Annotated in this window: 15 protein-coding genes; 8 read left to right on the forward strand and 7 right to left on the reverse strand. The window is 60.1% G+C overall.

What is annotated here, in order from left to right:
* The first annotated feature begins 189 nt into the window (after positions 1-189).
* The 3 genes from GSQ75_RS16215 (at position 190) to GSQ75_RS16225 (ending at position 3,287) form a co-directional block, all read left to right on the forward strand.
* Positions 190-1,899 (forward strand): alkaline phosphatase family protein, encoded by a 1,710-nt coding sequence (locus tag GSQ75_RS16215; protein WP_254058615.1) that lies wholly within the window; start codon positions 190-192, stop codon positions 1,897-1,899.
* 234 nt (positions 1,900-2,133) lie between these two features.
* On the forward strand, positions 2,134-2,412 hold the full coding sequence (locus GSQ75_RS19240) for a hypothetical protein (RefSeq protein ID WP_254058616.1): 279 nt from the start codon (positions 2,134-2,136) through the stop codon (positions 2,410-2,412).
* 269 nt (positions 2,413-2,681) lie between these two features.
* Complete coding sequence (locus GSQ75_RS16225; RefSeq protein ID WP_158755923.1) at positions 2,682-3,287, forward strand: hypothetical protein; 606 nt, start codon at positions 2,682-2,684, stop codon at positions 3,285-3,287.
* 210 nt (positions 3,288-3,497) lie between these two features.
* On the opposite strand, the gene GSQ75_RS16230 is transcribed toward GSQ75_RS16225, so the two are convergent.
* The 6 genes from GSQ75_RS16230 to GSQ75_RS16260 form a co-directional block, all read right to left on the reverse strand.
* Entirely contained in the window at positions 3,498-4,286 is a 789-nt protein-coding gene (locus tag GSQ75_RS16230) for a polysaccharide deacetylase family protein (RefSeq protein WP_158755924.1), read from the reverse strand.
* An 894-nt stretch (positions 4,287-5,180) separates the two neighbouring features.
* On the reverse strand, positions 5,181-5,435 hold the full coding sequence (locus GSQ75_RS16240) for a CsbD family protein (protein WP_158755926.1): 255 nt from the start codon (positions 5,433-5,435) through the stop codon (positions 5,181-5,183).
* Between the two features lie 39 nt (positions 5,436-5,474).
* Positions 5,475-5,660 (reverse strand): CsbD family protein, encoded by a 186-nt coding sequence (locus GSQ75_RS16245; RefSeq protein ID WP_158755927.1) that lies wholly within the window; start codon positions 5,658-5,660, stop codon positions 5,475-5,477.
* 100 nt (positions 5,661-5,760) lie between these two features.
* The gene (locus GSQ75_RS16250; RefSeq protein WP_158755928.1) at positions 5,761-6,003 is read right to left on the reverse strand and encodes a hypothetical protein; all 243 of its coding nucleotides are present in this window, start codon (positions 6,001-6,003) and stop codon (positions 5,761-5,763) included.
* Between the two features lie 186 nt (positions 6,004-6,189).
* A complete protein-coding gene (locus GSQ75_RS16255) occupies positions 6,190-6,372 on the reverse strand; it encodes a CsbD family protein (RefSeq protein ID WP_158755929.1) in 183 nt (60 codons plus the stop codon).
* Positions 6,373-6,496: 124 nt separating this feature from the next.
* Positions 6,497-7,993: a helix-turn-helix transcriptional regulator gene (locus GSQ75_RS16260; protein ID WP_158755930.1), complete on the reverse strand. Its 1,497-nt coding sequence runs from the start codon at positions 7,991-7,993 to the stop codon at positions 6,497-6,499.
* 883 nt (positions 7,994-8,876) lie between these two features.
* On the opposite strand from GSQ75_RS16260, the gene GSQ75_RS16265 reads away from it, so the two are divergent.
* The 5 genes from GSQ75_RS16265 to GSQ75_RS16285 all read left to right on the forward strand — a co-directional run bounded on the left by GSQ75_RS16265 (position 8,877) and on the right by GSQ75_RS16285 (position 14,854).
* Positions 8,877-9,935: a glycerophosphodiester phosphodiesterase gene (locus tag GSQ75_RS16265; RefSeq protein ID WP_158755931.1), complete on the forward strand. Its 1,059-nt coding sequence runs from the start codon at positions 8,877-8,879 to the stop codon at positions 9,933-9,935.
* A gap of 205 nt (positions 9,936-10,140) precedes the next feature.
* Entirely contained in the window at positions 10,141-10,926 is a 786-nt protein-coding gene (locus GSQ75_RS16270) for a hypothetical protein (RefSeq protein ID WP_158755932.1), read from the forward strand.
* A 304-nt stretch (positions 10,927-11,230) separates the two neighbouring features.
* Positions 11,231-11,977, forward strand: coding sequence for a lysoplasmalogenase (locus tag GSQ75_RS16275; protein ID WP_158755933.1), 747 nt, complete (start codon positions 11,231-11,233; stop codon positions 11,975-11,977).
* Positions 11,974-13,236, forward strand: a complete 1,263-nt coding sequence (locus GSQ75_RS16280; protein WP_158755934.1) for a sterol desaturase family protein — start codon at positions 11,974-11,976, stop codon at positions 13,234-13,236. Before GSQ75_RS16275 ends, GSQ75_RS16280 begins: the two co-directional genes overlap by 4 nt.
* A gap of 109 nt (positions 13,237-13,345) precedes the next feature.
* On the forward strand, positions 13,346-14,854 hold the full coding sequence (locus GSQ75_RS16285; protein ID WP_158755935.1) for an amino acid permease: 1,509 nt from the start codon (positions 13,346-13,348) through the stop codon (positions 14,852-14,854).
* 12 nt (positions 14,855-14,866) lie between these two features.
* Here the strand turns inward: GSQ75_RS16285 and GSQ75_RS16290 are convergent, their stop codons facing one another.
* A complete protein-coding gene (locus tag GSQ75_RS16290) occupies positions 14,867-15,934 on the reverse strand; it encodes a GGDEF domain-containing protein (RefSeq protein WP_158755936.1) in 1,068 nt (355 codons plus the stop codon).
* Positions 15,935-16,068: the final 134 nt, after the last annotated feature.

The raw sequence follows: 16,068 nt of genomic DNA on the forward strand, positions 1-16,068 counted from the left end.
TCCGTGGGGCACGTGCGGGTTCAGACCGTGAAAACTAACAGATCGGGATGACCCTTTGCCCTGCATCGAAGGCGGCAAAGCCCAACGCCGGTGGAACGGCGTGCCGGGCAAACCGCCGGTTGCCGGTGCAAGACCGTAAGATGGCGCATCTCATGGCACACCGGGTCCTTACAGGGGGACTTTCCACTGATGCGTCGAATCTCTTTGCATTTCACACGTGGCCGTGTGGTGTCGCTGTGTGCGCTGGTGTTTTTCGCCGGCTGCCTCGCGCTCACCGCGCTGCGCGAACCCGAGCCCGTGCAACAGGTCTTCGTTGCGGGCCTGATGCTGTCCACGGTCATCGTGCTGCTGTCCGTGTTCGGGCGCTTTGCCAGTGCGTTGGTGATAGGTGGCGGGTTATTCGTCGCGCTGCGTTTCATTTCCGAGCTGAAGGAGCGCTATCTCGAATCGCAGCTGCTGCCGTCGGACTTCATTTATTACGCCAGCACCAGCTTGGTGGATACGCTTCGTCATTACCCGCATCTGTATGGGCTGGGGATCGGCATCTGCGTGGTGGTGCCGCCGCTGCTGTACCTGGTGTGGCGCTGGGACTGGCGCATGCTGGTTGGTCTGCGACGCAGGCCGGCACTGGGCCTGCGCGCTGGCGGCATCGTGCTCGGCGTGTTCGCGTTCTGGCTGTGCATGTTGCCTGCCGGGCCGTTTGCACGGGTGCATTCGCGCAATGTGTGGGAGAAGATGTCCGACGATGCGCAACTGACCAACTTCTTCATCAACTTCCGCGACTCGGCCGTGACCTTGCCGGCGATGGCGAGCGATGCCGTTGCCGAGCAGCAGTGGGGCTCGACCGCGGCAGGCGAGCCGGGCACCACGCAGCCACCGTATCCGGACATCGTGCAGGTGCTGGAGGAAAGCACCTTCGACCCATCCAACTACACCGTGTGCACCGTGCCGGCCTGTCACCTGACGATGTTCCAGATCGATGCACGCACCCGCGGCACCGGCGTGCTGCGCACGCATACCTTCGGTGGCGGTACCTGGGTCAGCGAATTCGCCACGCTCACCGGCATGCCGCAGGACATCTTCGGTGCGGGCGGCATGTATGCGCCGTTCGTGCTGGCACCACACGTGCACGATGCACTGGCGCTGCAGCTGCGCCGGCTCGGCTATCTCACCATCGCTATCTATCCCACCGATGGCGGCTTCATCAACGGGCGCAACGCGTATACGGCGTATGGCTTCGATCACATGTATGACGTCAACGAGCTCGGCCTGGAAGAATGGGACGAGACGGACAAGCAGATGTTCGATGCGGCCAAGCGCGTCTACGACAAAGTGAAGAAGCCGGGCCAGCCGGTGTTCGTGATGATCCTGACGATCAACCAGCACGGTCCGCACGACGATCCGATGTCGACCTTGCCGGTGCCGTTCCAGAACCTGCTGCATGGCCTGAAGGCGACGCCGGCGCTCAACTTCGACACTTATCTGTCGCGCCTGCACGATTCCGATGTGGCGATGAGCGGGCTGGAGCATGACTTCCTCGACCGTGCGCAGCCGACCGTGCTGGTGCACTTCGGCGACCACCAGCCGTCGTTCGACGGGTTGATCCGCGGCCTGCAGCGCACGGTGCCCACGCCGTTGCAGCCGTACCGCGACTACCTCACCTATTACATGATCAAGAGCAACTTCGCCGGCCCGGCGCTGCCGAGTTACCCGATGCTCGACATCGCGTTCCTGCCCAGCATGGTGCTGCAGGCCGCGGGCTTGCCGAAGGATCCGTACTTCTCCGCGGAGACCGAACTGCGTACGCGTTGCAACGGGCTGTACGACGACTGCAACGCGCCCGGCTTGATTGACTCCTACCATGCGTGGACCTTCGGGCGACTGCACGTGTATCAGTAATGGCAGAGCGCTGGAGTACAGCAAAGGCTACTGACCGTGGAGGTCAGCCAGGGGCAGTTTTTGTCGTCATCCGGCAGCGACGGGATCGCAAGATCACACGATAACCGCATGGCCTGATACACGTATTTCCTGTCGATGCGAGTGCTTGAGCGGCATGCGGGAGCATGGCTCGACGGAGCTGGAGTGTTGTCGTGGCCGCGGCCGTACTGGCAAGTGTCTTGCTTGATGATTGTCATGAACGACATCACCACCGACACGCCCATGCCCGCCGAAACCATATCCAGAAATCAGCAGACACAAACTGCAGACAACGAAGCAAGCCTGGAACAGCAGATGACCGATCTTGGTCTCTCCAACGATACCAAGCGATTCCTGCGCCACCTGCACGTGGCCGAGAAGCAGCTCAACGATGCCTTCAACAAAGGCCGCCAGTGCGGTGAACTGGAAGAGCGGGTGAGCGAGGTGTATCGCGACCTGTATGGCGCTGGTTGCGCGGTGCGTACTGCGCGCTAGAGGGCGCGGCCGCTTCCCGGCGACGCTCGTGCTGGATTCCGGCGTCGGTAATCCGCAATGCGAGGCGGACATTCGGTACCATGCCGCAGTGGGTTAACGCCAAGGTCTGCGTGACTTGTGCTCAAGCCGCCCAAGCGAGTTCGAATTTTCCGAGTTCAGGTTTTCAGGGTACGCACGCTGTTCCGGTGAAGCTTCCGTGCCGGCCCTCGATTCCGGTGCAGTGAAACGGTCTGAGTATCAATCTCTCCATCTAACGAAAGGGATGCGTTGTGGAATTACTGATTGGCCATGTCAAATCCAAGACGTTCCTCGGGCTCCTTCTATTGCTGGTTACGATGTTTCCCTTGAGTGCCCAGGCTGATATTTACAAATGCAGCAAGGGCGGCGAGGTCGCCTACCAGGAAACTCCCTGCGAAGGCGCCAATGTAAAGACCACCCATATTGAAGACAGGGGTTCGGGTTACTTCGTGGGGTGTTTTGCCACCACGGGATACCAGCCTGCGCAGACCATTGAAGTACGTGCCAATGGTGCGGGTGCTTACCAGCTGGTTGATGAACAAAATCCACTAGGGTCCGGGACGGTCTTGAAAGAGGCGACCCGGGAAGAGCTGGCAACGGTGAGTGATGGGCTCCATATAAAAATTACCGATGGCTTGAATCGGCACATGTATCAATCCACCAGCACTACGGTTTACACAACCCGCTATGGCAATCGCTTTATCCAGCGTTCCACACCTGTCGCGCAGCCGATAACGTCGGCGAGCCTGTATGGTGTTTACAGGGGAATGAATTCTGCAGGCTCCCCCATCACCCTCCTCTACAGGGGCGGCGGCACGCCACAGATCATCGAGAAAGCTGCTTGTCCTACGCTCTAGGGTCGACAGATACGGGATGAAGCTCCTTGATGGAGCGGGGCCCTTGTACTTGATGACGCTCCGGTCCGGCTTGGTGGAAATTCGTTCAACTCTTGCCGTCAGCGCGGGGCTGCCTGAGTCGCATCGTGAAATCGAAACGAAGGACCCATAACGGCGCTGCCCTAGGCGCCTTGCACGGTAGCTGGCAAGACTGCAGCCAGTTTCGAGTCGCTATGGATGATCCGCTGGTGATCGTTCGATTGGCAGGACGAAGCGAAAGCCGCGTTGCTCCAAATCGGTCAGTACACGATCAAGCGCTACGGCCGTAGCTGGCCTGTCATGCATCAGCAGGATGGATCGATCTTCGGTCTGCTCCAGGCTCCAACTCAGAATCTGATCAGGCCTCTTCAGCCAACTGTCTTCACTGTTGGCATTCCACAGCATTTGCTCCATGCCAGCCGATTGTGCAACTTGCATGACCTGGGGCGATGTCTCGCCAAAAGGGGGACGGAAGAAGCGTGGCCGGTGTCCAGTCAAGCTGGTGATCCGTGTACTGCATCCTTCGATCTGATGCTGCAGATCGACAAGGTTCAGCCCATTGAGGTGCTCATGGTCGTAACTGTGATCGCCAATAATGTTGCCAGTATTTGCGATCTCGCTCAGCACACGGTCTGCTGCTTCGTTCAAATGACCACACACCAGGAAAAACATGGCGTGGGCATGATGCCAGCGCAAGACATCCAGGATACTTTCGTCAATGACGCCATCCTTATAGAAGCCATCGTCGAAGGTCAGGACGACATATTTTCGCCCCACCAGCTTGTCGCTGGCTTCGCGCCAGAATGGATAGTCAAGCGGATCAACGCTTTTCTGGTCGGCGTTCAACACAAAACGCGGTGGAGGCAAATTGGCTCCGGCCAGCAGCAAGAAACCTGCACACAGCACCATCACTCCAAACGCGGCGGCGATATGACGAACGCTGATGTGGATTGGTTTGGCAAGAGCTTTTCGTAGATTCATGGATGCGAACGCCGCTTGCTATGGCTGTTGACGCAGAATTCAAAACTGCCAGCTTGCACGGCAGCGTGATTGAACCTCCATTGGCCAATGCAGGTTTCTTTCTGTTGCTCTTCGCGCGCTAACTTAGGGCGCGTCAAGTTGAGATGGATTTTCCTCAACAGAGGATTGCTGTTGCTGATCATCCTCAGCGTGCAGCGCCTTCTCCCGGGCATGCAGGTCATTCAGCTGCTGACGTGTAGCCCTGAAACTACCGGTCCAATTCTCGACAGGAGCGTTCGCCCAAGCTTGAGCGCGGTACTCGGCAACACAGTTTGACGTCCATGCGCCGATGGCGATCCCAACGACGGCGGCAATTCGCCATGAAAACGGTATGTTTCGCATGTTATGTACTCATAAAGGGGCTTCAGAGCCGGCCAGCAGAGACCCGACATAGGCACGAGCTGAAATCGGATAATTGCTGCTTGTTGGACATAAAGCACAAACGGTGCCATGCGGCGTTAGTCGAAAAATGCGGCCCGCCACCTCACTGCGGAGGTAGTGCCAGGTTGAGGGGGTCGCCGAAAGTTCCTCAAACTACCGTTTCCGGGTACGAAATGGACCGAAGTGGGCACCCGAGGATCCAAGGAAATTTCTGGAAGGGCAAGATTCGACTGCGCGTGCCGCCTTTTAGCGTGTTGGTGGGGGCGCGCTGGAAGAGCGGATGAGTCAGTTTTATCGCGACCTGTATGGCGCCAGTTGCGCGGTACATGCCGCACGCTAGAAAAGCGTGGGTTTACAGGAAGTCGTTAGCGGCTTCATCGCTAACGCGCGCCATTGGCCGACGTCGTGTGAAAGTGAGGCCGAAAATTGAGTATATAGCCCATGTGCGCCAGTGATTTAGGATGTCGTGCCGACTCAATTGCGCCGGGCGAACAAAGCACCAAGCACGAATCCCAAGGCGCCCGCCACCAGCATCGTTCCGATCGGGCGGTTAGCGCCCAAGTCGCGCGCGCTTTCCAAGGCTTCGCCGGCTTTCGCCTGAATGTTGCCTGCCACTTCGCGCACCTTGCCGGTGACCTCTTGCGTGGCGTCACCTGTCAGCGCGCCTGCAGCACCCTGGATCTTGCCGGCTACGCTGCGCGCGGCACCTTCGAATTCATGTTCGTTCATCGGGATAGTTCCTGAGCATCGTGGTGAGAGTAATGGTGCCTAGCGCTTCTTGGCCTGGCTGCGCATGTTGTCGGAGGCGTTGCCGACGTCCTTTTGTGCCTTGCCGGCATTCTTTTCGATCTTGCCTGCCGCTTCCTTGACCTTGTTGCCGGTGAGCTTGCCCACGGCTTCTTTCACGGCACCCTTTACTTCTTTCTTGGTGCCTTCAACGCGATTCTTGTCCATGACGTTCTCCGATTTAATAGTGTGACGAGAAACTTAGTGGAAGCGCTCCCTGGGCAAGTTCAAAGGGCAACGCCGAGTGTCTGTAGGTCAAGGCTGCTGACTATCCGTACTGAGACGACTGCAGGTCGTCAAAAGGCATCTTTCCATGCTTGACCAGAATGCGATCGAACTTGATCAACACCCAGTCGTAGTCGAATGACCCGGCATCTTCGACGATAAAGTCAGAGGCTCTAGAGAATGCCGACCAGAAATCCTCATCAAGCGGATTTTCTCGGATCAGAGACGGCATGCCTTTGTCCAAGTTGTCCAGCTGCTTCTGGAGCTCGTTGCGGGTCTTTGCCATAAGATCATCCTGTGGATTCAGGGAGCAAAACATGCATCCAGAAAACATGCATCCAGCAAGCGCAAGGTGCGCGGTGCCGGGATGGCGGTCTGACTTACGCCCCGTCGCCTTAGTTAGCCGGCGGCAGCGAGCAGACAGGGGTCGTAGGGACCGGTTACGACAGTGATTACGGGTGCGTCGAGCCGCTTACTTGCGGGCCCTGTCGCGCAACCTGTCAGCCACTTCGCCGACCTTGGCCTGCGTCTTGCCGACGTTTTTCTCGGCGATGCCTTCGGCCTGTATCTTGGAGTCGCCGGTTACCTTGCCGATCGCTTCCTTGACCGAACCCTTTACCTGTTTGGCAATACCTTCAACGCGGTTCTTGTCCATGCCGCCACTCCTGCTTGGCTGGCAGTACCGAATGGACTGCCGGGTGTACAAAGCTTGCGCCGGGCATGCGGTAGCCGACAGCTGCATTTGAGCCAAATGCGTTAGTGCATTTGCACAGCTCGCTTTACTTGCGAGACGTACGACGTCCCTTGGCGCCGGAGAAGCCGCGCTCGTGGGCCCACACGATTGCCGCGCCGCGGCTGTGGACGTCGAGCTTGGAGTAGAGCGTTGCAACATGGTTACGCACGGTGCTTGGCGACAATGTCAGGCGCCCGGCGATCTCCTTGTCGGCAAGGCCTTCGCATATCAGTTCAAGCACGTCGCGCTCGCGAGCGGTCAAATCGGCCAGGGCCACTCCGGGTGATTTGAGTGTATTGACGTTACGCACATTGGCCAGCTTCTCGATCAGGGTCTGGCTGAACCATGAAGCATCCTGCATCACCGCTTCGATGGCCTTGACCAACTCCATTTCCGAACGCCGACGCTCGGTGATATCCATAAGCACGAGCAGGTAACACGTGATGCCCTGGATGCTCACCGTATCTGCGGATACCAGGCACTCGATGGTCTCGCCACTTTTCTTGCGAATGGCGTAGTCCACGTTTTGCAGGCTGCCGGATTTCTCCAGCGCCTGCGCCAGCTGCATGTTGGCCTGCGGTCCTTCGAGGATGCCAATATCAGTCAGTGACTTGCCCAGCACTTCTTCGGCGGGGTACTCCGTGATCAACGCAAAAGCCTCATTGACCTCGATGACATGCAGCCTATCGGCGCTGCAAACCAGGGTGGGTATCGGCGTCAACCGGAAGGCCTTGGCGAAGCGCTCTTCGCTCTGGCGCAGTGCATCCTCGGCCTTGCGGCGTGGCTCGAGATCCATGAAGGAAAACAGCATGCTTGCCTCGTCGCCGACTTCGATCGGTTGACCGGCGACGATCACAAGCTTGGTACCGCCTTCAGGCAGCTTCAACTCGGCCTGCATTTGTGGAATGGTGGTGCCTTGCCCAAGATGCTCAATGGCCAGGTCTCGTCGTTCGGCTTGCTCGAGAACATCCAGTTCGTAGACCGAGCGGCCGATCACCTGTTCGCGCGTATACCCGGTCATCTCCAGAAAACCCTGATTCACCTTGACATAACGCAGGTCACTCAGTCGACAGATCACAGCCGGCGCGGGATTGGCGTTGAAGGCTTTCTCGAAGCGCTGTTCGGCGCTGGCCCAGTCAGTGGCATCGGCAATGATCAATACCAGGCAGTCGGGTTCGCCCGCGGCATCGGTGAGCACTAGGCTGCGCACGCGATGCACCCAATATGCATCCTCATCATGTGCGGCTTCCACTTCCACTACGACATCCGTGAAGCATTCGCCGGCAATCACCCGATCGATGGGGTAGTGGCCTTCAGCCACCTTGTGGTTGTTGCGGTAGCGCAGCCGGAATCTTTCGCGATACTCGCTGACCGTGGCGCCTAGCCCCTTCACATCGCTGAGACCGTGCATCCTCAGCGCCGCCTCATTGGCCCACAGGATGGTCTGGTCCGGCTCGATCAGGATGACCCCATCGGACAGGCCGGCAATAATCTGCTGCAATTGCTGGCGGTTGGTTTGTGTCCGCAGAACGGCATCGTTCATGGATCTGCTCTTGGGCTGCCCGGTGCCATTCGCATGGTCATTGCTTAAGCACGTCTGGGTCGGAGTGCCAAGGATCATATGCCACCCGTTCGTGGACATGGCGCGAATGCACTAGTGCCACTAGTGCATTCGCAACATGTCTCGAAAGGCCATCACATGCAGACTGCGCATCGCCAGACTTCCGTATTGGCGTCTGAGCAGAAGCACACCGGTGGCCGTCGGCAGCAGTTTTCCTTCTGGACGTTCCCGGGTATCCCAATTCACTTCCGGGGAAGCAGATTCCTGTCTGCTGATCCCGGCGATGCACGAATTATCTTTCCAATGGACATGCCCACGCCCGAAGGTGTTCGACGCTACCCCGAGACCCAGGGGTGGTTCACCTTCAATCCTTTGACCCGGCTTTGGTTCGAGCCGATGCATGCGCCGTGCATATGCGTGGAGCAATGCGCGAACCCCTGCAAGGGGCGGTGTGGATGCATGGCCTGCCTGGGATCCTGGGCCGAACAACACCTGCAAGTTGGCATCTTCAAGCTTGGCGAGACAAGTCAGGGCTGAGCGTGGCCCGAGGCTGAGCGGATATCTGTCTAAAGCGGATATCCCAGGTCTCCCCGGTACCAGTTCAACAAATGCTCAATGACGATCCGCTCAGGCCTGATCAAATCAGGCATGATCAAATAGGTCTCTTGCCTTCGGCGCTGAGCTGCTTGAGTCTCACGGTGAAGTCGAAGTTCGTGGTGTTCAACGGGCTGCCGCATGTTGCGGTTTGCAGTCGGCTATGGGCGGATGCAGTGGCTGCGCTACGGCTGCTGTCGAGTCTGGCGATTGCCGACCGGAGTTTCCCGCATGATTCGCCTATGCTTAGGCCGTCCTTGCCGCCACTGGAATGCTGGCCATGTCGGTTGCCGTGCACGCCCATGAAAAACCGCTTGCCGCGAAGGTGCTGGTGATCGGCCATCGCGGTGCGCCGGCACGGCGACCGGAACACACGTTGGCGTCCTACGGCAAGGCGATCGCCGATGGTGCCGATTTGGTCGAACCGGATCTGGTGATGACGAAGGACGGCGTGATGGTGGCGCGGCACGAGAACGAGATCGGCGGCACCACCGATGTCGCCAACCATCCCGAGTTTGCCGCGCGCAAGACCAGCAAGCTGATCGATGGCCATGCCGAGACCGGCTGGTTCACCGAGGACTTCACCCTGGCCGAGCTGAAGACGTTGCGCGCACGCGAACGTCTACCGCAGTTGCGCAGCTCGAAGTACGACGGCGAGTTCCAGGTTCCCACGCTGGACGAGATAATCGACTTCGTCGCCGCCGAGTCGGCCGCGGTCGGCCATCCGGTCGGGATCATTCCGGAGATCAAGCACGGCAGCTATTTCCAGCAGCTGGGCCTGCCGATGGAGGACCGGCTGCTGGCCACCTTGGCTGCACACAGCTATACGCGTACGGCTCCCGTGGAGATCCAGTCATTCGAGATCGCCAACCTCAAATATCTGCGCGGCAAGCTGGGCACGGCGCATCCGAACATCCGCCTGCTACAGCTGATCGATGCTGCCGAGCAGCAGCCATATGACGTGGTGGTCGCCGGCGGCAAGCTCAGCTACGGCGAGATGCTGACACCGGCAGGACTGCGCGTGATCGCACGCTATGCCGATGCGATCGGCCCGAACATCAGCGCGATCATTCCGCCCACGGCCGATGACCATCTGGGCGCGCCGACCACCTTGGTGCACGATGCGCACGCGGCCGGACTGGAGCTGCATCCGTATACCTTCCGTCCGGAGAATCAGTTCCTGGCCAGGGATTTCTGGCAGGGCAGTGATCCGAAGACATTCAACGAGGCTGGCCTGATCGCCCAGATCCGCGTTTATCTCGATACCGGCATCGATGCGTTCTTCGTCGACGATCCGGCCATTGGCCGCAAGGCGCTCGAAGACCGATGAAGTTGATCTTCTGAGCCATAAGGTGCTGCACCTTTAGACCGCTAAGATGATCGCCAGAAAATGTCTGCCAGACATTCCTAGTCCCAGGTTGCGTGCGCGAAATGTCCCCAAAAAGCTACATGGTCACCACCACCATGACAGATGCGTGGAGCGGTCTAGGTAGAAGATAAAGCTGTCGACACACCTCAATCAGGCAATAGCAGTCATGAAGACAATCCCCCTCATCGGTGTGCTGGCGATGGTTTGCTATGCCTCATCCGCATTGTCAGGTACAGGGATGGAGGCTCAAGAGCGCCTGGTCAAGGACATGCCGCTCCAGCCCTTTTTCCATTCCCACCACCCATGGCAACTGAAGATCTATCAGCCCATCGGCCAAGATGCAGAGATGGGCGACAACCCGGTGAGGGTATGCTTTGTGGGACCCATGGATGCCAAAGCGCCCGAGGTCCAGTGCAATGCGCTAGTCGGCGGCAGCTTCCCTAAGGGTCAACCAGTCCCCCTCCAGACCCTGGATAGCGTAGATCTGGAGATGCTGCCCTCCAGCAATGACCCAGCCGGGCGGCCATCCATCGTGGTACGCGCGACTTTCTGGGGTGGCGGTCCTGGACTGCTGAAAGGCCTTTTTGTATGGGCCGATACCAGTACGGATCATCGACAGGGCCAGTTTATGCAGACGTTCAAGTCGGACATCACCCAGGCGGGTGAACAGAGATTTCTGAAACAAGGGCCGTTAGCGGGAGCCTTTGTCGCTGTGGATCAGGTCTATGAGGGCAACGAGCCCAACATGGCATCGCCGGTGCGCTACGACATGAGAATCTATGAGCCTGCTCCGTTGGGCTATGTCGAAGTGCTCAGCACACTCAGCAAAAAACGCTACCCGAGCAACCACACGGGTGACGGGCTGCCTGACGCAATTGGCACGCTGACGTCTGAGATGAGTGGGGCGCTCAAGGCGGTTTACCCCACGGGAGTGTCGGAGCTGCTTCGTTAAGTGCTCGGGTTACGCGAGGCTTGCGCCCAGGGCAGTCGTATCTGCACTTAAACGACCAGGCTTTAGGTTATGTCAAATTTGGGTTGGAAGTGGACATTTTTAGCCAGTCTGTACCTGCTGAGTGGAGTCGACGCGCGCCTGTCACAGAAGTGCAGCGATGGCGACCGTGCATGCCTGGCACCTTCATCCTCCTGAGGGATCTGCATGCGCCATCTGGTGCTTGCGTTGTCACTCGGCGTAGCTGCTGTGAATTGCAGTCGACTCGTGACTATGATCGGCGGATTCGGTTTCGCATGGATCATGCATGTCGGTTATGTCATCAGCCACCTGGCCAGCGCAGAGGCGTACTTGGCTTGCTGCTTTCACACTGATGGTGGCGGTCGCGGCGATCCTCGGCGCCCTGCTGGCTGATCCCGCGCTGGCCGATGGCTGGCGGATGCTGCACTGGGTGTGCAAGCCGCTGGCCACGGCACTGATCCTGCTGCTGGAATGGAGCGCACAGCCGTCCTTGTCGACGCGCTATCGGCGCCGGATTGCGGCCGGCATCGTCTGTTCGCTGTTCGGCGACGTGTTGCTGATGTTGCCGCAGGATCTGTTCGTGCCCGGGCTGGTGGCCTTCCTGTGCGGCCACCTGTGTTTTCTTGCGGCGTTTCTCAGTGACAGCCGGTTTGCCGTGCGACCACAGTGGCTGCTCGCCAGTTGGGGTTACGGCGCGGTCAACCTGTGGCTGTTGTGGGATTCGATCGGCGTGTCGCTGCGGTTGCCGGTAATTGTCTACGTCGTGGTGCTGTCCAGCATGGGTGGACAGGCGCTGGCGCGTGCCTGGATGTTCGTGCGGCGTGGCGATGCACAGGCCGGCGGCGCTTGTCGGGCCGCCGTCGGTGCCGTGCTGTTCATGCTCAGCGACAGCCTGCTGGCCTGGAACCGCTTTCATGCCGCGATCCCGTTATCGAGCCTGTGGGTGTTATCGACGTATTATCTGGCCTTATGGTGGATCGCGCGCTCGGTGCAGCGCGACGACACCCTGGTCGAGGCAGGTGTTGCGCAGTGAACACACCGGAACTCATCATCACCTGGGCGACGCCGGTGTTCTTCCTGCTGATCGGGATCGAACTGCTGGTGGCGAAGCTGCGTGGCAGAAAGGCATACGCCACCAACGACGCGATGAACAGCATCGGGCTGGGCGTGATCTCGCAGATCGTGGGCGTGTTCAGCAAGCTGCTGACGTTCGGCATTTACGCCTGGTGCGTCGAGCATCTGGCACTGTTCAAGCTGCCGGCGGACAGCATCTGGGTGTGGGCTGGCGCCTTGCTGCTGTACGACTTCTGCTACTACTGGCTGCACCGTTGCGGGCACGAGGTGAACATCCTGTGGGCCGCCCACGTGGTGCATCACCAGAGCGAGCATTACAACCTGTCCACTGCGCTGCGCCAGACCGGCAGCGGCGCGCTGTTGGGCTGGCTGTTCTACCTGCCGCTGGCCGTGCTCGGTGTGCCGCTCAAGGTCTTCGTGATCGTGGCGCTGATCGACCTGCTGTACCAGTTCTGGGTGCACACCGAACAGATCCGCCGGCTCGGCTGGTTCGACCGCGTGTTCTGTTCGCCGTCCAACCATCGCGCGCATCACGCGGTGAACGATCGCTACCTCGACCGCAACTACGGTGGCATCCTGATCGTATGGGATCGGCTGTTCGGCAGCTTCATCGAGGAAGATGACAACGACCCGCCGGTATACGGCACGCGCTCGCCACTGCGCAGCTGGAATCCGCTATGGGCAAATGCCGAGGTGTACTGGCATACGGCGATCGATGCGTGGCATGCGGAACGCTGGCGCGACAAGCTGCTGCTGTGGATCAAGCCGCCGGGCTGGCGGCCGGCCGATGTGGCGGCGCGCTATCCGAAGCCGGCTTTCGTGATGCCTACCGAGCGCTTCGATCCACCGGTTCCGAAAGCATTGATGATCTATGCCATGGTGCAGTTTGCATTGTTGCTGGCGATGACGACGCAGTTTCTCGGCATGGCCGGCGCAGCCAGCCTGTCGGCATTGCTGGCTTATGCGTTGTATCTGGTGGCCAGCCTGTGCGTGCTCGGCGCATTGATGGAAGGACGACGCTGGGCGCTGTGGGCGGAAGGTCTGCGTGTGCTGGCGACGGCCTTGGTGCCAGTGCTGGTGGGTCGCTGGTTCGGTATCGGCCATCTGGACAGCCGCATTGCACTCGCTATAGCGGCAGTATTCGGGCTCAGTGCGCTGGCATTGCCGTGGCTGCAGCAGTCATCCCGTTTCACGGGAGCGGCCTCGACCGCGAACTGAGCTGTTGGGGCTGAGGCTGCTTCCACAAATCCGGGTGCCGTGTTGCACTGCGCTGTGTGTGTTGGGTCGCATTCGCTATGATCGCCGCTTGCTTCCTCAGGGTCAGGCGATGAGTTTCTTCAGCAAATTGGTGCGGCACAAATCGATCGAGCAGTTGCAGGCGGAGGTGGGCACGCGCAGCGATTTTCGCCGTGTGCTGGGGTTGTGGCAGCTCACTGCGATCGGCATCGGCGGCATCATCGGCGTCGGCATCTTCGTGCTGGCCGGCCAGCAGGCCGCCACCAATGCCGGCCCGGCAGTAGCGTTGAGCTTCATCATCGCAGGCCTCGGCAGCGCCTGCGCGGCACTTTGTTATGCCGAGTTCGCCGGGCTGATCCCGGTCACCGGCAGCGCCTATACCTACGGTTATGCCGTGCTCGGCGAGTTCGTCGCCTGGATCATCGGTTGGGATCTGCTGCTGGAATACGCGCTGGTGGTCGCGGTGGTGGCGATCGGCTGGTCCGGCTATGTGCAGGTGCTGCTGAACTCCGCCGGCGTGCATCTGCCGGAATGGGCGCAGCAGAGCATGAGCGCGCAGACCATGCAGTACTACCTGCAGCAGGTCTTCGGTATGCACGGTGCAACCGTGATCGCCGAGCCCAGCGACGGCCACCGTTTCAACGTGATTGCCGCCGGTGTATCGGTGGCGGTGGCGGTGCTGCTGACCGTGCGCACCGAATGGGGTGCGCGCTTCAATACGGCGGTGGTGACGATCAAGGTGATCGGCGTGTTGCTGGTGGTGTTGGTGGGCGTGTTCTACATCAATACCGCGAACTGGCACCCGTTCATTCCCGCACGCATCGTCGATGCCACCACCGGCATCGGCCACTTTGGCTGGCAGGGCGTACTGACCGGCGCCAGTGTGGTGTTTTTCGCGGTGTTCGGCTACGACACGCTGACTACCGCGGCGGAAGAATCGAAGCACCCGCAGCGCGACCTGCCGCGCGCGGTGCTGCTCTCGCTGGCGATCGCGATGGTGCTGTATATCGCGGTGTCGCTGGTGCTGACCGGCATCGTTCCGTACAGCACGCTCAGCGGCGAGGCCTCGGTGTCGGATGCATTCGAATCGATCGGCCTGCACTGGCTCAGCATCATTATCGCGATCGCCGCGGTGATCGGCGTCACCAGCGTGTTATTCGCCTTCATGCTGGGTGCGGCGCGGATCTGGTTCGCGCTGGCACGCGACGGCCTGCTGCCGGGATGGTTTGCGAAAGTCAGCCCGCGTTTCGGCACGCCAGCACGACCGACCATCATCCTTGGATTGTTTACGGCACTCATAGCCGGCCTGTTGCCGATCGGCGAGGTGGCCGAGCTGGTGAACATCGGCACTCTGAGCGCGTTCATCATCATCTGCGGCTCGATCATGCTGCTGCGTGTGCGTCGGCCCGACCTGCAGCGCAACTTCCGCACGCCGGCGGTATGGTTCACTGCGCCACTGGGCATCCTGTTCTCCGCCGTGCTGATCTACGGCTTGCCATGGATCACCTACGAGCGCTTCGTGATCTGGATGGCGCTGGGCTGTGTGATCTATTTCGGCTATGGCATCCGCCACAGCAAGCTGGCGCAGGCTGGTGGTTAGTGGGGTCTTCGATCAGACGCTGGCGATCCGGTCGCGTCCATTGTTCTTGGCCTGGCGCATCGCCTGATCCGCCCGCGCCAGCAGGGTCTCGACGGTCTCACCGGGCTGGCTGCATTCGGCGATGCCGATGCTGACGGTCAGTGCGCCATCCGGACGCCGGATGGCATGTACCGCCAGTCGCAGCTGTTCGGCCCGCTGACAAGCCTGCAGTAAATCGAGTCCCGGCAGCAACAACGCAAATTCCTCGCCGCCGATGCGGCCAATCAGATCGCTCTGGCGCGTCTGCGCGCGCAGGGTTGCGGCCAGGGCGACGAGTGCCGCATCACCTGCGGCATGGCCATGATCGTCATTGAGCTGCTTGAAGTGATCGGCGTCCAGGAACAGCATGCACACCGGTTTCTGCTGGCGGCAGATATCGCACAGCGCAAGCCGCGCCAGTTCGAGGAAGCGATTGCGCTGCAGCAGGCCGGTCAGATCATCGGTATTGGCCCTTTCGCGCAGCCGGCGCTCCAGCCGAAACTGTTCGAACAAGGTGCGTGCCATGAACGCACGCAGCACCGCAGCCAGCGAAACGGCAATCGCCATGTAGACGAGGTATTGCACCACGTGCAAGCCATCGGTACGCAGCACCAGCATGGGCAACGGCCCGAGCGCGCAAAGCGCCATCGCGATGCTGAAATCCCAGGTTTCGAGCCAGATCACCGACGACGTTACCGGCAGCAGCAGGCCCGGCATGACCCATGGTTGTCCCGGTGCGCGGCCGATGTTGTTGAGATTGATGCCGACTTCCAGCAACAGCACGCATGACAGGGCCAGCACACTGAGTAGCCGTGGCTGCTGCACGCGACGCGTCGCTGTTGCCACCAGCAGCAGTGGCAGGAGCGGTGCCACCCGCAATGACAACGGTACTGGCGAGCTACCCAGCAGGGCGCCCGCCGTGGTCGCAGCCGCATAACCCAGCATGGCGACCAGCATCAACGCATGGATCATCGGTGCCATCTGCTGTGCCAGATAGCGGGTGTACTCGCGGTGCTGTTCCGGATCGGCGGCGTGCGGGTTTTTGGCGAACAAGGCTTGCATGCGTCTACCGGTAATTGAGGAACAAAGTGATATCGGCATGGACGCAGCAAGATGGATGCCATGATCGCGTCGGCATGGCCGCGATGCCCCGGACCGGCACGCGATCATGACCTTCGGCATGGGTTAAGCGCGGC

The organism is Dyella sp. S184 (assembly GCF_009766065.1).
Classification (GTDB): domain Bacteria; phylum Pseudomonadota; class Gammaproteobacteria; order Xanthomonadales; family Rhodanobacteraceae; genus Rhodanobacter.

Coding starts and splice junctions, on each gene's coding strand:
- GSQ75_RS16215 (WP_254058615.1), top strand. CDS start 190: ATGCGTCGAATCTCTTTGCATTTCACACGTGGCCGTGTGGTGTCGCTG.
- GSQ75_RS19240 (WP_254058616.1), top strand. CDS start 2,134: ATGAACGACATCACCACCGACACGCCCATGCCCGCCGAAACCATATCC.
- GSQ75_RS16230 (WP_158755924.1), bottom strand. CDS start 4,286: ATGAATCTACGAAAAGCTCTTGCCAAACCAATCCACATCAGCGTTCGT.
- GSQ75_RS16240 (WP_158755926.1), bottom strand. CDS start 5,435: ATGAACGAACATGAATTCGAAGGTGCCGCGCGCAGCGTAGCCGGCAAG.
- GSQ75_RS16245 (WP_158755927.1), bottom strand. CDS start 5,660: ATGGACAAGAATCGCGTTGAAGGCACCAAGAAAGAAGTAAAGGGTGCC.
- GSQ75_RS16250 (WP_158755928.1), bottom strand. CDS start 6,003: ATGGCAAAGACCCGCAACGAGCTCCAGAAGCAGCTGGACAACTTGGAC.
- GSQ75_RS16255 (WP_158755929.1), bottom strand. CDS start 6,372: ATGGACAAGAACCGCGTTGAAGGTATTGCCAAACAGGTAAAGGGTTCG.
- GSQ75_RS16260 (WP_158755930.1), bottom strand. CDS start 7,993: ATGAACGATGCCGTTCTGCGGACACAAACCAACCGCCAGCAATTGCAG.
- GSQ75_RS16265 (WP_158755931.1), top strand. CDS start 8,877: ATGCTGGCCATGTCGGTTGCCGTGCACGCCCATGAAAAACCGCTTGCC.
- GSQ75_RS16270 (WP_158755932.1), top strand. CDS start 10,141: ATGAAGACAATCCCCCTCATCGGTGTGCTGGCGATGGTTTGCTATGCC.
- GSQ75_RS16275 (WP_158755933.1), top strand. CDS start 11,231: ATGTCGGTTATGTCATCAGCCACCTGGCCAGCGCAGAGGCGTACTTGG.
- GSQ75_RS16285 (WP_158755935.1), top strand. CDS start 13,346: ATGAGTTTCTTCAGCAAATTGGTGCGGCACAAATCGATCGAGCAGTTG.
- GSQ75_RS16290 (WP_158755936.1), bottom strand. CDS start 15,934: ATGCAAGCCTTGTTCGCCAAAAACCCGCACGCCGCCGATCCGGAACAG.